At 60.7% G+C, this 14585-nt stretch carries 12 protein-coding genes; 7 read left to right on the top strand and 5 right to left on the bottom strand.

Translation table 11 applies throughout. From position 1 onward, the window contains the following. A partial coding sequence (locus RA25_RS19380) for a hypothetical protein (RefSeq protein WP_206539709.1) occupies positions 1–336 on the top strand: 336 nt, incomplete at its 5' end. 498 nt (positions 337–834) lie between these two features. Here the strand turns inward: RA25_RS19380 and RA25_RS19375 are convergent. The 3 genes from RA25_RS19375 to RA25_RS19370 all read right to left on the bottom strand — a co-directional run bounded on the left by RA25_RS19375 (position 835) and on the right by RA25_RS19370 (position 5242). After that, on the bottom strand, positions 835–2472 hold the full coding sequence (locus RA25_RS19375; RefSeq protein WP_052254305.1) for a N,N-dimethylformamidase beta subunit family domain-containing protein: 1638 nt from the start codon (positions 2470–2472) through the stop codon (positions 835–837). A gap of 164 nt (positions 2473–2636) precedes the next feature. Then, complete coding sequence (locus RA25_RS23150; protein ID WP_206539708.1) at positions 2637–2777, bottom strand: hypothetical protein; 141 nt, start codon at positions 2775–2777, stop codon at positions 2637–2639. Continuing rightward, positions 2774–5242, bottom strand: coding sequence for a CoA transferase (locus RA25_RS19370; RefSeq protein ID WP_039174519.1), 2469 nt, complete (start codon positions 5240–5242; stop codon positions 2774–2776). The genes RA25_RS23150 and RA25_RS19370 overlap by 4 nt, the downstream gene beginning before the upstream one ends. Before the next feature lie 121 nt (positions 5243–5363). Here RA25_RS19370 and RA25_RS19365 point away from each other — a divergent pair, with 121 nt between their 5' ends. Beyond that, positions 5364–6299: a GlxA family transcriptional regulator gene (locus RA25_RS19365; protein ID WP_039174518.1), complete on the top strand. Its 936-nt coding sequence runs from the start codon at positions 5364–5366 to the stop codon at positions 6297–6299. A gap of 206 nt (positions 6300–6505) precedes the next feature. Here RA25_RS19365 and leuB read toward each other — a convergent pair whose 3' ends face one another. Both leuB and RA25_RS19355 read right to left on the bottom strand, forming a co-directional pair. Continuing rightward, positions 6506–7618 (bottom strand): 3-isopropylmalate dehydrogenase, encoded by a 1113-nt coding sequence (leuB, locus tag RA25_RS19360; RefSeq protein ID WP_039174516.1) that lies wholly within the window; start codon positions 7616–7618, stop codon positions 6506–6508. Next, positions 7615–8808, bottom strand: a complete 1194-nt coding sequence (locus RA25_RS19355) for a TauD/TfdA family dioxygenase (protein WP_039174515.1) — start codon at positions 8806–8808, stop codon at positions 7615–7617. The genes leuB and RA25_RS19355 overlap by 4 nt, the downstream gene beginning before the upstream one ends. A gap of 110 nt (positions 8809–8918) precedes the next feature. Between RA25_RS19355 and RA25_RS19350 the strand changes: the two genes are divergently transcribed. The 5 genes from RA25_RS19350 to RA25_RS19330 all read left to right on the top strand — a co-directional run bounded on the left by RA25_RS19350 (position 8919) and on the right by RA25_RS19330 (position 14580). Further along, a complete protein-coding gene (locus RA25_RS19350) occupies positions 8919–9815 on the top strand; it encodes a LysR family transcriptional regulator (RefSeq protein ID WP_039174512.1) in 897 nt (298 codons plus the stop codon). A 179-nt stretch (positions 9816–9994) separates the two neighbouring features. Next, positions 9995–11023, top strand: a complete 1029-nt coding sequence (locus RA25_RS19345) for a GlxA family transcriptional regulator (protein ID WP_039174510.1) — start codon at positions 9995–9997, stop codon at positions 11021–11023. 95 nt (positions 11024–11118) lie between these two features. After that, complete coding sequence (locus RA25_RS19340) at positions 11119–12258, top strand: aromatic ring-hydroxylating oxygenase subunit alpha (RefSeq protein ID WP_039174544.1); 1140 nt, start codon at positions 11119–11121, stop codon at positions 12256–12258. Next, on the top strand, positions 12255–13796 hold the full coding sequence (gene betC / locus RA25_RS19335; protein ID WP_039174508.1) for a choline-sulfatase: 1542 nt from the start codon (positions 12255–12257) through the stop codon (positions 13794–13796). Before RA25_RS19340 ends, betC begins: the two co-directional genes overlap by 4 nt. Beyond that, positions 13780–14580, top strand: a complete 801-nt coding sequence (locus RA25_RS19330) for an SDR family NAD(P)-dependent oxidoreductase (protein WP_039174505.1) — start codon at positions 13780–13782, stop codon at positions 14578–14580. Before betC ends, RA25_RS19330 begins: the two co-directional genes overlap by 17 nt. Positions 14581–14585 lie beyond the last annotated feature (5 nt).

Raw genomic sequence — 14585 nt, 5'->3', positions numbered from 1 at the left:
ACTTCAGTGGGGGAAGACCATCTGGGTGCTGATGGGGCGATTTGCTGGCGGGAGGCGTCTGCGGATCAGCAGGCAGGCTTGACTTGGGGGGCGGCCGCTCCGGATACCAAGGGTGCGCGGGATGAAACGCTGAAAGAAATCCGCCCGGCGATGCGGATGGTCACGCGCATTGCGCAACTGGTGGCCCGGACCGTGAAACGCGTCCTCGCCAAGGAACGGCAAAAGCTGAAAATTGACGCGGATTATGTCCGCGGCCTGCGTCAGAAATGGGAGCCGGAAGATGATGCGAGGCTGTCGAGGATCACGCTTGGTGGGATGGACAGCGGACCGAAATAGGGCCGATTGCTGACTTTTGCTGCGTGAAAAGCCAAGGTTTGCTGTGCCGGACTTTGCTGCCGTTGCCCTTCCGGGTGTTTGCTGACACAGCATTCGCTTGCAACTGCGGCGTGGTTTCGCTGTGAATCAGCAGGTGTCAGCGAAGCAGCCGTTCAGCCGGGGGTGAGATCGTAAGTTGAAACCGTACTTTCGCCGCGCGGTGACGGAACCAAGACAGAGAAGGACAATGCCGGCTTTCAATTTCGTTGAGCGACCTGAAACTGCGGCACCGCATGGCAGCATGGCGCCCGGAGCGGACACGACCTTTGCTTCCTTTCCACCTTCTGCCCCCCGGGAAAGGCGGCAATTGTGAATTCGCCGCGTCCACGAAACCTAACCCTCTGAAACACGAAATGGGGCCACACGTGTGCAGTGTTGCAGCCGGAGGAGCACCGGTGAAGAGCGGCAACGGAGCAGACCGCGGTTCAAGGCTTCGAGAGACTTCCTCGCTTCGCCCCTTTATCGGCAGAACCGGTCCAGGACATTGCGGGTGATGATCTCTACCTGACTGTCACGGCGCGTCAGCCCGGCGACCCATTCGCAGGTTCCGGCGCAAAACACTTCGCCTTTGCCCTTTTCCCAGTAGATGACTGCCCCGTTGCCGCGGCTGGATTTATCCAGCGTTTCCGCCGTCAGTGCGCCATACACCGTCATCGCTTTGAATTCGGCATCGGCGGTTCCAATGTAGAGGGTCTCGCCCCAGCGGGCGAAATCCGCCTCGACATTCGTCGCCATGCCTAAAGCAATGATCTCGACTGACCCGGGGGTGCCGTCCCGGCCAGTCGGATAAGGCAGCCCGTCGTCAAAGGTGAAATCCACCCCATCCACCTCGTAACCGAAAATCCGCGATGCCGCGCCTAACTGGTCGCCGTAGCCAAGCCGCGCGCCGTCCAGCGACCAATGGTCCGGGCGGTAGACCGTGAACCCGCCGCTGCCTTGGCCGACGCAATTCCCGAGACCTGCATAAACACCTTTCAGGCCATTCACGCCGAAGGTCTGCGCGCCGGGCCGGTTGACCGGCGGGGCATCCCAGGCACCGGTCAGAAGGTGCTCCTGATCGCTTCCCATAAGGGGGTCGGCTTCCTTGGCCGTGTATTTGTAGCAGACCTGTGTTTGCGCGTTGTTTTCGAGCCGCGTCTGCCACAAGAAGTTACCGGCGAAGCGCGCGACCCGGCCCCCATTTTCGATAAAACGCTCGACCCGTTCGCGCATAACCGCGGTCCAGTATTCGTCATGGCCGACGAAGACCGCACACCGGTGGCCCGCCAGAAGGTCCGGCTCCAGTTCCAGGTCGTGCTGCGTGACGATTTCGAAATTGTAGCCTTCGGCCTCCGCCCAGCGGGCAAAGTGGCGTTCATAGCTGGCCCAGCCAGCCGAGGCGTATTTCTTTGAATACCCGTAGGCGTAAGCCCACTCCATATAAGGGTAACGCACCATGCCGCCGGGATCGGCCGGCCTCTCGGTCAAGGCGCGGGGAGCACCTTGGGGCAGCTTGCAGAACCCGCGGGTCCAGGGCCGCTGATTCGACAGCACAGGGGAAAAGGCATCGCGTCCTGGCCCCGTAATGCCTTCATAGGCGCTGGATCCACCCCAGCAGTTATAGGCAAGCCAGGTTCCCGTTGCGCAGATCAGTACCATAGGGGCTGGTTCGGCATTTGCAGCCCGCCGGACAAAGATCACATGGTGTTCTTCGACAGAGTCGTCTGCGTGGTCTGCCCGCAGGGTGATCAGATAGGCGCCTGCCGCCCAGTCATCCGGAATAACAAAGGAATGGCTGATATCCCAGTCGCAGCCATTGACCGAGCAGTCCAGGGGCGTGTCCTGATGTTGGCCCAACAGGTTTTCCACCCGCAGAACGGGGACATAATCCGCCCCGTCCCGTCCCACCTCCAGAGACCAGGTTTCGGCAGTTGTCGACACCCGCAAACCCACAGTTTCGCCAGGCCGGAAGCTGTAGCGATCGGTGTAGCCCCAGATTTCAAGCACCCGTTCATCGCGGGCAGGACCGATGTAATAGTGATCCAGAATATGGCGTGCCCGCGCTCGGGTGCGCGGGGTGATAGCAGGGCCTGCGCTTTCCTGTTCCGGCTGAATCACAATTCCAATCCTTGTTGTTCTGTGCCGTTGCCCGGCGCACCGGCGCTGACAAAACCCGGAGGCCATATGTGCCTGACGCACCGTATTTTGCACACTGCGTTCAGGCACACTATGCGGTTTGGGAAATGGCTGCGGCAAGATCAGCCGGAACCTAAGGTGCTCGTTCAGTCAAGGCAGTGTTTATAGAGCGGGAGGCCTTTTAGGGCCTCCCAGTGCCCGTTGGCCTGCCAGCCCTGCACTTCGTCGCAGACGCCTTCCACGAATTCGTTGAACACCGGGCAGATCCGGCCGCCTTCTTCACTCACTCGGGAAGATATTTGTCCGCCCATTGCGTGGCGGCGGCCCCCGAGGCGATTAACTTGCCGATGGCCTCTTCATCCAATCCAAGGCGGGCCAGAATGTCCCGCGTGTGCTGCCCGTATTTTGGCATATACGACGGGATGGCGATGCGGCTCCGCTCGGGCCGGACGGCATTCGGAGCCACCAGATCGCACCAGCGCCCCATCGGGTGCTGGTCATGGCGGATCACCCGAAAGGTGTCCTTCGACAGATCAATCGCATCCCCGCTCTCCAGCTGCAATGAGGCATCGCGGGTCGCATGCAGGGATCCTAGCGGAACCGCTGCGCTGGAAGTGCCGGACAAGGCTGCACTCCAGAAGGCTGCGGGTCGGGTTGCAAAACGCTCGGCCAATGCCGGTTGCAGTTCTGTCTCTCGCAGATCAGCCAGATCACTCAGTTCAGCAACAGCAGCAAGGGCGGTTTGGCGCTCCTTCGGGGCGGCAAAGAACATCCAGCCGTCGGCAGCCTTATAGCAATGATAAAACGCATCCCAGCCAAGCGCTTCGCGCCCCGCGGGCTCGTCGAAGGGCGCACGCTCGTTGAAATCATACATGAACTCGGCCTGGATCAGATTGCCAGCCCCCGCCAGGGCAGCCCGTGCGGTGCTGCCTTCGCCGGTGCGCCGCAGCTTGATCAAGGCGCCGCCAAGCGCAACGCAGGCGCAAAACCCGGTCAGCACGTCGATGGTGCCGAAATGCGCGTGCTCCTCCGGCGTGTTCATACCGCCCCCGAACCGCAGCATCACACCAGTGGCGGCCTGCGCCAGATCGTCATAGCCAAGGTGGTTCGACTTCGGCCCCTGCAGCGGCCCGCCGAAGGCGTCAAGCTGGACCAGGATCAGCTGCGGATTGATCTCCTTCATCCGCTCCGGCGACAGGCCGAGCGCATTGCGCTGCGCATCTGTGCCGTTCATGGTGACCACATCAGCTTCGGCAATCAGCCGGGCCAGAACGTCCTGTCCCTCGCCGCTGCGCAGGTTGAGCAGGATGCTCTCCTTGCCGCGGTGCGCATGCAGGCCAAAGACCACAGCGTTCCACGGATCCACCGACGGGGAAACAGGCTGAACCAGCGTAACCTCGGCCCCGAACCGGGCCAGGGTCGAGCCGATGGTTGGACCGGCGATGACATTGGTGAGGTCAAGCACCTTGAGCCCTTCAAGCCACCCTTGATTGCCAGTTTCACCAACCGCGGTGGTGCGCGGCTCTTCCGCCAGCAGCATATCCAGATCCGCGGGGCGGGCTGGCTGCTTGACGGCCGCACCACGGTCATCCGCCAGCCAGGCGATGTTGCCCATCTGGCGCATTTCGCCATGCTTGGGGTCGTCAACCTTCAGCACCAGGCCGGAAGCCAGCGCATGCGGATCGTCCAGCCACTCCTTGGTGGTCCGCTGTGCCGTGGCGGGTGCTTTGGCCGCCCCAAACCGCGCTTCCCATTCATGTGCCGGACGGGTCAGAAAAGCTTCTTTCATGGCGCTGGACACGCGCGCTCGATCGGACACGCCGACCGGGTAGCTGCGCATCGACCAGTCCGTCGGCCAATCGGATTGATCCAAGTAAGCATCGAAGTCCGGCAGCTCACTCACCAGTTCGCCCAGCCCGAGCGTCTCCAGCGCCCGTTCGGGGTGGCCCTTGATACTGCAGGCCACAACATAAAATCCGCGACCGTCGGCGCAGGGATAGGTGCGGTAGAACGGGTCAAGGAACTCAGACAGTTCCTCGAACTCCAGATTCATCTGCAACCCTGCCGCCGCGCGCCGCTCCAGCTCTACTTCGCGCGGGGATTTATAACGCTCCGGGTAGTCTTCAATCTGCTCGCAATTGTAGACAAGGCCTTCCAGCAGGGCTGACGCCAGCGGCACCTCGATGTGCTCCCCGCCGTTGCGGCCGCGGGAATGAAGCGCAAACAGGACCGACATCGCGCCAAAGGTCGACCCGTAGGCCGAGGCGAGCGCCAGCGGCGTGAAGGAGGGATTGATCCCCATCAGCCGCCGGTTCAGCCCCATATCCGTGAATTGGCCGGTCCGCGCGGCAATTACCGCCTCCCAGGCGGCGACATCCGCAAGTTCCGGGTCCGCAGACGCAAAGCCCGGCATCGACAGGGAGATGACCGCCGGATTGATGGAGCGCATCGCCTCCGGTCCAAGCCCCAGGCGGCTCATTACACCTGGGCGGAAATTGTCGATTACAACATCAGAGCGTTCAACGAGGCGAAGAGCGGTCTCCAGCCCCTCTGCCGTCTTCAGGTTCAGCTCAAGAAAGGATTTGCCCCGCGACAGCATGTCTGCCGCGGGGGATTTGAGCCGCGGCCCGCCGGGCGGATCAATGCGGATCACTTCAGCTCCCATGTCGGCAAGCATCATGCCAACAAGCGGCCCAGCCAGGTACTGGCCAAAATCGAGAACCCGGACATTCGACAAGGGACGGTCGTACATATGGTCAAAGTCTCCCGCTTGTTTGGACGGTGAATCGGTCGAACTTCCGGGAAGGTTAGCCTTGATACTCGCATCAAATTTGTCCAAAAATGCCAAAATTTAATCCATTTCGGACGAATTGATGTCTCTTAAGGTCAACATCCTTCTCTTCGAGAAGTTCTCAAACATGCTCTTGGCTTGTTTGCTGGAGCCTCTGCGGGTAGTGCGTGACCAGACTGGGGCCAATATTTCCTGGTCCATCCTCACTCCCAAAGATACTTCGGTCCGCAGTTCAAGCGGTCTGCGTCTTTCTCCAGACATACCGCGCGCTGACGCGGAGAGGTGCGATCTGCTTATGGTCGTTGGCGGCGATGACTTCCGGCAGGACGCTGCTGATCCCGTCAGCAGGAAGTGCGTCACACTCACCAAACGAGCCAAGACGGTCATTGGGGCTGACACCGGTGCCTGGATCCTTGCCTCCTGGGGGCTGCTTGAAGGCCGCAAGGCCACTTTGCACTGGCAGACACTCGCAGAATTTTCCGAGGTTTTTCCGAATGTTGAAGTTCTGCCTGACCGTTTCGTGCGGGATGATCAAATCTGGACCTGCGGCGGTGCTTCAACGGCGATGGATCTAATGATCGCCCTCATTTCAGAACTCTATGGCGACGCGCTGGCCCATGATGCAGCCAGCATGTTCCTGCACGACGGCTCTCGCTTTGAAGGCCAAGGTGCGGGATCCATGCAACCCAAGGGCTCGCATAACCTGCGGCGCTGCACAGCCATAATGGCCAAGAACATCGAGGTCCCCTTGTCCACTGAAACCATTTCCAAACAGGCCAACCTTTCGGTCCGGTCCATGTCGCGGATTTTCGTCAGGGAGCTGGGCATGCCTCCACAGCGCTACTATCAGCTGATGCGTCTGACGCGCGCCCGCGATCTTGCGGCACACACGGATCTAACGCTGAACGAAGTCGCGCTGCGGAGCGGTTATTCTTCCGCACAGTCGCTGTCCAAAGCATTCTCACGCCAGTTCGGGGTCAGTATTGGATCAACCCGCAAACACAAGCAAATCTGGTGACAAAATTGCACAGCTCCGAACACCTGTAAGGGTGCGGTTTCGCGGGGCAAGCTGGCATCGCCGCCTGATTTAACAGCTGTAAATGCAGAAACACATTTGAAGCATAAACCGGTCTTTTGCAGTTTTGTGGGTTCACAGGGAGCTTTAGCTCGCACCGTGTTTGCCGAGAACTCAAAAAATGTCCTGAACTCAGGTTGGCGCGGCACCTAGGCGCTTTTCGAGAGCAAGTTGATCAAAACGGCCTGCGTGACCTGGGCTGTGCCGGCATGCCCGCCCAAATCGGGTGTGAGATGACCGGAATTCAGAGCTTTCTCCACAGCCCGTTCGATGGCACGCGCGGCCTGAGGCAAACCAAAACCATGTTCGAACATCATCGCAACCGACAGGATCGCACCGATCGGGTTGGCTATGCCTTGGCCGGAGATATCCGGAGCGCTGCCATGAGTCGGCTCGTAAAGGCCGCCTTTCACCGGGTGCCCTGCGCTCGCAGCGGTGGGCAGGGTTGCGGAAGGCAGCATGCCTAGCGAACCGGAGACCACCGCGATCAGATCTGAGATGAGATCGCCGAACAGGTTGTCCGCCAGCAGCACGTCAAACTCCCGCGGCGCGCGGGCCACGGCAAAGAGCGCATAGTCCATCAGCAGGTGGCTGAGTTTGATATCGGGATATTCGTCGCGCCCGATCCGCTCCACCGTTTCACGCCAAAGCTTGCCGCTCTCCATCACATTGGACTTGTCCAGCGAGGTGACATGCCGGCGTCGTCCGCGTGCCGCCTCAAACGCGCAGCGGGCGATGCGCTCGATTTCATGGGTACGGTATTCGCTGATTTCGAAGGCCCGGATCTGGCCGTCACTCAGGACCTCGCGCCCGCGGGGCTCACCATAGTAGATGCCACCCGAATTTTCCCGCACGACCATCAGGTCAGCACCTTCCGCGACCTCCTGCCGGTAGGGTGTGTGCGGAAGAAGCGCGGACCATGCACGCGCGGGGCGCAACGCGTTGTAGACATCCAGCTCAATCCGAAGGCGGGTCAGGCCGTCCGTTTCCGTGACCGGCCCGTCGATCCTGATACCGTCCCATTCCGGCCCGCCGACCGCACCGACCAGAATGGCGTCTGCGGATCGTGCTTTGGCCGCAACTGCATCCGTGCAGAATGTGCCATGCACGTCCCAGGATGCGCCGCCAAGCAGATCTTCCTCAATCTCGACCGCCACTCCGAATTGATCCGCGGCTTGACGAAGCACCGCCAGCCCGCTGGCCACGACCTCAGGGCCGACGTGGTCGCCGCCGAGGGCCAGCACTTTGAACGGGCCGCTCATCCCGCCATCCCCTGCTGCAGCTCCAGATGCATGGCATCCGGGTCCAGATCACGTTGCAGCAAGCGCATGCTGGAATGGAAGTCATCCAGATCAACCGAAGACGTCAGCACAGCGCGTGGCGGAGTTTCGGGCGTGAACCCGGTCCGGCCGTGCAGCAGCCGCTGATTGTCGAACAGCAGGCCCTCACCCGCCTTCAGATTCAAGGTCAGGCGCAGATCCTCACTATAGAGAATCTCAAACAGCCGTTTCAGCGCGCGGTAGACCGGCACCACTTGATCGGCAGGCACATCCAGTGGTGAGATTTGCCGCTCGTTCATCCGCACCCCGCAGACCTTGCCCCGGTCATCCAGCCGGATGACCGGCAGGCGGGACTTGTACCAGCGCATGTTGCCATGGCTGTTGTCGCCAGGGTCGAAGCGCTGACAGGTGATCGGCGTTTTGCACAGAAGTTCGAAATCCTCCGGCCATTGCTCTTTCAGGTGCCGCGCGGCTTCGAACCCGTCCACGAGGGTCGAGGCGCCTCCGTTTGAGCTGGGCCGCAGAACCTGAAACACGGTGATCCCGATGGCCGCATAACGGTAGGGTTCGTCCACATGCGGATCCAGCGGACCGGTGGTGTCTCCCACATTGGTCACGGTCGTCTTCTTTTTCAGCGTATAAGTACCGAAATGTGTCTGCCGCTGGGCTCCTGCCAGCCGGATCATGCGCTGGCTTTCCTCACGTTCGACCGGCGCATCCACGATTTTGCAGAACCCGTAGTCACGCACCATTTCAAGAATTTTCAAACGGGCTGCCGGGTCCGCCTCGGCCTCAATCAGCGATCCGACCGGAATATCCGAGCTGAGAGTTCTGTCCCACAGAACAGGCTGCACTTGCCTGCGGGCACGCTCTGCATCCGAATAGCAGTGATTGCGCAGCCAGCGAGCGGCAAATTCGGACCGATGCCCATCCGGCCAAGTCACCTGAACGCCGTTTCCCTCCACAACCGCACTCTCGATGGAGATCCCTTCGTCGATATGGTGCAGTCGGATTCCGCGAACACCGGTCTCCGGGGTGCCGCAGTCCGGACACCAGCATTGGTGCCGCAGCCAGATGGGATGAAACCGGCTTTCGTGGCTATCCTCCCAGGTTAAAACCAAGAGGCCGTTTTCAATAGCAGCGGACCGGATGCTGTGGCGTGCAGATGGCATTGGACTGTTCCTCGCGGGTTTCCTGACCGCCATAAGGTCCTCAGCAAATACAATTGACAAATTCCAATTCAACACATGATGGTTGAGCCAAGCTCACACATGGAACGCTCATGCTGCCCGACGCCAAAGATCCATCCTATCTGGGTGCCCTGGTCTATTTTCATCATGCCGCTGAAAGCCTGAGCTTTTCCCGCGCGGCCCAGGTCCTGAACGTGACACCTTCGGCAGTCAGCCACCGCATTACGGCGCTTGAAAACGCTCTTGGAATACGGTTGTTCGAACGCCGCGTGCGCGAAGTCCGGCTCACGCAGGATGGTGCTGAACTGGCACGCGCAACAGAAGTGATCTGGAACGAGCTCAAAGAGATCACCGGGAAGCTGACGGCCCAGGAAGTGCTGCGGGTCTCGGTCGGGCCCTATCTCTCATCGCAATGGCTGCTGCCCCGTATCGGCGCATTCGAAGCGCAGCATCCTGGTCTGAGAGTGGATCTGATCCACACGATCGGACCGCCGGATGCGGGTCTGGCGGACGTCTCAATCATTTGGGCCGAACTGGATAGCCCTGCATCCGGCGCAGAACTGCTGTTTGATACCAAAGCTGTCCCGGTTGCTGCCCCCGGGGTGCAGTTGCCCGATGCGTTTTGGAACGGGCACCTGCCGCCCATTCACTATAGGGATCGCAGCACATGGCGGCACTGGCTCGCGGCTGCTGGGGCACCGGCCGAGTTTGCAGACCGCGGAGAGGTTCTGGAGGAGCCGCATATTGTCCTCGAGGCAGCGGCCTATGGCCGGGGGATTGCGATAGGCTTTCTCCCCTTCATCAGAAAGTTCTTTGAACAGGGCCGGCTCGTCCCGGCAAGCCCGCAAACAGTCCGCTCTAGCCGTGGTTATTCAATGATCAGCAATGCCGGCGACAGGCCAATGGTAGGCAAGTTTTCAAAGTGGGTTTGCGAAGAGGCTGGCAGGGAAGTTGTTTCGGCGGGAAATCCAAGGCTCACATTCGATTGACCTGTTCGTTCGGGCAAAGAGACGTTGTTGAGAATTTCCTCAGAAACGGCAGGGCTGTTCTTCGAAAGACACGGAAGGTTTGCAACCGCTTCCCTGTCCTTCGAAGACTGGTTTTTCTGTAAAGGGAATGGTTTCCTTAGGTCGTGCTCGAGCATCCCGTAAACCGCTGCGGTCAGGCCATGTTAAAGAGAAATGATACCACCGAGATTCTGATCCTGGTCACGCCGCATTTCAATCTTGCGGCGACAATGGCGTTTCTGGACCCGTTCCGGGCAGCAAACTATCTGGCCGGAAAGCAGCTTTTTCAATGGCAAATCGCCAGCGAGGCCGGGACGCTGTGCCGGGCCAGCAATGGCCTGGAAATTGCCGTCAGCCCGCTGGATCGGCCGAAACAGATGCAGCCTGATATCGTTGTTGTTTCCAGTAGCTGGACGCCTGAAGCTTTCGCTGGCGAGCCGCTGCTGTCCCTGATCCGGAAACACGCGCGGGCGGGCAGCTATACCGCCGGGCTCGACACCGCGGCCTTTATCCTGGCCGAGGCGGGCCTGCTGCGGGGGAAGCGCGCGACGGTTCACTACGAGCATATCGACGCCCTTAGGGAGAAATACCCCGAAGTTGATGTATGCGAGGACCTGTTCGTTCACGAGGGCAGCACCGGAACCTGCTGCGGCGGCGCGGCAACCGGAGAGTTTGCGCTGTTCCTGCTGCACGGGATCGTTGGCGATGCGCTGACAAACGACTGCGCGAAGTACCTGTTTTACCGGAACTTGCGGGGGCTGGGCGCACATCAGACCGATGGTCAGCTGGAGCCGATGGGGCTGGCGGCGCCGCCTAAGGTCCGCAAAGCCATCGCGATCATGGAGCGCCACCTGGAAACGCTGATCAGTATTCCCGAGCTGTGCAGGCTGGCCGGGGTGTCGCAGCGCCAGTTGAACCGGCTGTTCCAGGAATATGTGCGAACCAGTCCGCAGCTGTACTACCGGGATATCCGGCTGGACCGGTCGCGCGGGCTGGTCACCCAGACCGAGCTGCCGATTTCAGAGATTGCCCAAGCCTGCGGCTTTCCCAGTCATGTGCATTTCGCGCGCGCCTACAAGCAACGTTTCGGGTTGCCGCCGCGGCAGGACCGGATCGAAGGCAGGGTGCCCTTTGAGTTCCGGGCCTGGCCCATGTACCGCCCGTCTTTGGTATCACAAAATGGCGAATGAGGTTCAATCATAGGCGATTAGGGTGCGGTAATAGGTGTCTTTTTCGCGGATCATATCTTTGACGCCTTCACGAGGCAGGCAAAGGAGTGTTCACCGTGACAGACCTACCGACCAAGGCACAGTTCGCATCTATCGCTGAAGGCTATTCCGCGGATGCAGGCAATTCGCAGTCACTCAAGGCGGATGCCTACGTTCAGCGGGAATGGTTTGCCGCTGATCAGCGGGAAATCATCGCCAAGTCATGGCAATGGGTCTGCCATGTGGAAAAGCTGCGCGAGCCGGGTTCCTACGTCACCGTGGAAATCGCGGGCCAGCCGGTGGCCGTGGTCCGGGACCGCGCGGGTGTGCTGCGCGCCTTCTACAACGTCTGCAAGCACCGTGCGCATGAGCTGCTGAAGGGTGAGGGCAGCACTACCCGCATCATGTGCCCTTACCACGCCTGGGTCTACAAACTGGACGGCCAGCTGGTGCGGGCGCCGGAAACCGAACATCTGGAGAATTTCAGCACCGGTGACATCTGCCTGGACCAGGTGCAGGCCGAGGAGTTCGCGGGCTTTGTCTACGTCAACCTGGATCCAACGGCTGCGTCGCTGAAAGAACAGTCCGGCAATCTGGAAACCGAAATCCGCCATTGGGCACCGGATATCGACCAGCTGACTTTCGGCCACCGCTTGACCTACGATATCAAGTCAAACTGGAAGAACGTGGTCGACAATTTTCTGGAATGCTACCACTGCCCGACCGCGCACAAGGATTTCTGCGATCTGGTGGACATGGACACCTACAAGGTGACCACGCACGGGATTTACTCCAGCCACATGGCGGATGCGGGGAAATCCGCGAACACGGCCTATGATGTTTCCAATGCCACCGTGCGCACCCATGCGGTCTGGTGGCTGTGGCCGACCACTTGCCTGATGCGCTATCCAGGGCGCTCCAGCATGATTGTTCTGAACATCATTCCGGTGGGGCCGGACCGGACGCTGGAGACCTATGACTTCTTCCTGGAAACGCCGGAACCCGACGCGGGCGAGCTGGATGCTATCCGCTATCTGGACGAGGTGCTGCAGGTCGAGGACATCAATCTGGTGGAAAGCGTCCAGCGCGGCATGAATACGCCCGCGTTCACCCAGGGGCGCATCGTCAACGACCCCACGGGGTCAGGGAAGTCGGAGCACGCGGTCCATCATTTTCACGGGCTGGTGCTGGAGGCCTATGCCGGGGCTGCGGGATGACCCAGCCCAACATCGTTGTCATCATGGCCGACCAGCTGGCGCCGCAGTGGACCGGGGCCTATGGCCACCCTGCGGCGAAGACCCCGCATATCGATGCGCTGGCGTCTCGCGGCATGCGGTTTGATGCGGCCTACTGCAACTCGCCGCTGTGCGCACCGTCACGGTTTGCCTTCATGTCTGGACAGCTGATCAGCCGGATTGCCGCCTATGACAACGCCAGCGAGTTCCGCGCCTCGGTCCCGACATTTGCCCACTACCTGAAGGCGCTGGGGTACCGGACCTGCCTGTCCGGCAAAATGCATTTTGTAGGCCCGGATCAAAAACACGGGTTTCAGGACCGGGTGACCACTGACATCTACCCGGCCGATTTTGCCTGGACCCCGGATTGGGAGGCCCCGGATGAGCGTATCGGCAAGTGGTATCACAATATGCAGACGGTCAAGGAAAGCGGTGTAGCTGTCGCCACCTATCAGACCGACTACGATGACGAGGTCGGGTTTGCCGCGCGCCGCTGGCTGATCGACCGGGGGCGGGAACGGGCAGTGGGAGAGGCCGCTCCTTTCTGCCTGGTGGCGAGTTTCATTCATCCGCATGATCCTTATGTCGCGAAACCCGAATGGTGGGACCTCTACGCCGGCGTGGAGATCCCGATGCCTGAGTTTACCCCAGCGCTCGAAGATCAGGATCCATTCTCGCGCCGGGTGATGGATGGGATCGAGGCCAGCATCATCCCTTTAAGTGAAGTGGAGGTGCGCCGCGCGCGGCGCGCCTATCTGGCCAATGTCAGTTATTTCGACAGCAAGGTCGGTGAAATCGTCAAAGCCATTGAAGACATTGGTGCAGCCGAAGACACAATCATCATCGTCACCGCCGACCATGGCGACATGCTGGGCGAACGCGGGCTGTGGTACAAGATGAACTTCTTTGAGCATTCCGCCCGGGTGCCGCTGGTGATGGCGGGGCCGGGCATTGCGCACGGCACGGCAGCCAATGCCTGCTCCTTGCTCGACCTGCTGCCGACTTTCGTGGAAATTGCGGGTGGTGATGAGACGATCCTTGGCGAGCCGGTGGATGGCCGGTCGCTGCTGCCGCTGGCGCAGGGAGAAACGGACCCCGTGGACGAGGCCATCGGAGAGTATTGCGCCGAGATGACGCCCTACCCGGTCTTCATGATCCGTCGCGGACCGCTCAAATACATTCACTGCGATCCGGACCCGCCGCAACTCTATCACCTGGCGAAGGACCCGCTGGAGACCCGCAATCTGGCCCAGGATCCGGCTTATGCGCAAGCCGCGCGCACCTTTGCCGCCGAAGTCGCTGAACGCTGGAACAGCGAGAAGCTGCGCTGCAACATCATCGCCACCCAGAAGTCCCGCCGTGCGCTTCATGCCGCAATGGAAGCAGGCGCCGGAGAGCATTGGGATTACAATCCGCCCTCCGACGCCAGCCAGCAGTATGTGCGCAACCACATGGACTGGACCGTGGCTGCTGAGCATTACCGTTTGAACCCAGGGAACACAGATGACAGGAAAACTTGAAGGCAAAACCGCGTTGGTCACTGGCGGCCGCGGCGGGATCGGGCGCGCCATTGTTGCGCGGTTCCTGCGCGAAGGCGCGCGGGTCTATGCGGCAGACCTGACCCCGCAGGGAACATTGGCAGCGCATGACGAGGACGGCAGCATCTTTGTCAAATTGGATGTCACCCAAGAGGCTGATGCCATCGTCGCGATGGAACAGGTGACGTCCGATGCCGGGAGGCTGGACATTCTGGTCAACGCCGCCGGGATCGAGATTGAAAAGACCATCGAGGACACCACGCTGGAGGACTGGAACCGCAGCTTTGCGGTGAACTGCACCGGCACTTTCCTGGCGTCGAAATACGCGCTGCCATTGCTGCGCGCCGCGGCCAAATCGGGCAGCAGCGCCAGCATCATCAACTTCGGCTCCTATGACGGGTTCATCGCCGATCCCGGCCTGGCTGCATATTGCGCCACCAAGGGCGCGGTGCATGCGTTGACCCGGGCGATGGCCTGCGATCACGGCCCCGAGGGCATCCGTGTAAACGCCATCTGCCCCGGCTATATCGACACGCCGATGCTGCAAAGCTTCTTCACCGGCGACGGGTCCGGCGGGGGCGGCAAGACCATTGATCAGCTGCAGCAGGCAGTGCGCGATGTCCATCCGATGCGCACCTATGGCACCCCGGAGGATATCGCCAATCTGGTCAACTGGCTGGCCTCGGACGAGGCGCGTTATGCCTCGGGCCAGCTGTGGGTGCTGGACGGCGGATTGTCTGCCCAGGTGCAGCAGATGAAGCTCTGAGGACG

Origin of the sequence: Leisingera sp. ANG-S5, from assembly GCF_000813925.1 — a bacterium.
Lineage (GTDB): Bacteria > Pseudomonadota > Alphaproteobacteria > Rhodobacterales > Rhodobacteraceae > Leisingera.
Note: the sequence above shows the minus strand (reverse complement) of the source record. Positions and strands in the feature narration are given on the sequence as shown.

What these genes read in the sequence shown, in the direction of transcription:
- RA25_RS19370 (WP_039174519.1), bottom strand. Translation starts at nt 5,242, where the DNA reads ATGTACGACCGTCCCTTGTCGAATGTCCGGGTTCTCGATTTTGGCCAG.
- RA25_RS19365 (WP_039174518.1), top strand. Translation starts at nt 5,364, where the DNA reads ATGTCTCTTAAGGTCAACATCCTTCTCTTCGAGAAGTTCTCAAACATG.
- leuB (WP_039174516.1), bottom strand. Translation starts at nt 7,618, where the DNA reads ATGAGCGGCCCGTTCAAAGTGCTGGCCCTCGGCGGCGACCACGTCGGC.
- RA25_RS19355 (WP_039174515.1), bottom strand. Translation starts at nt 8,808, where the DNA reads ATGCCATCTGCACGCCACAGCATCCGGTCCGCTGCTATTGAAAACGGC.
- RA25_RS19350 (WP_039174512.1), top strand. Translation starts at nt 8,919, where the DNA reads ATGCTGCCCGACGCCAAAGATCCATCCTATCTGGGTGCCCTGGTCTAT.
- RA25_RS19345 (WP_039174510.1), top strand. Translation starts at nt 9,995, where the DNA reads ATGTTAAAGAGAAATGATACCACCGAGATTCTGATCCTGGTCACGCCG.
- betC (WP_039174508.1), top strand. Translation starts at nt 12,255, where the DNA reads ATGACCCAGCCCAACATCGTTGTCATCATGGCCGACCAGCTGGCGCCG.
- RA25_RS19330 (WP_039174505.1), top strand. Translation starts at nt 13,780, where the DNA reads ATGACAGGAAAACTTGAAGGCAAAACCGCGTTGGTCACTGGCGGCCGC.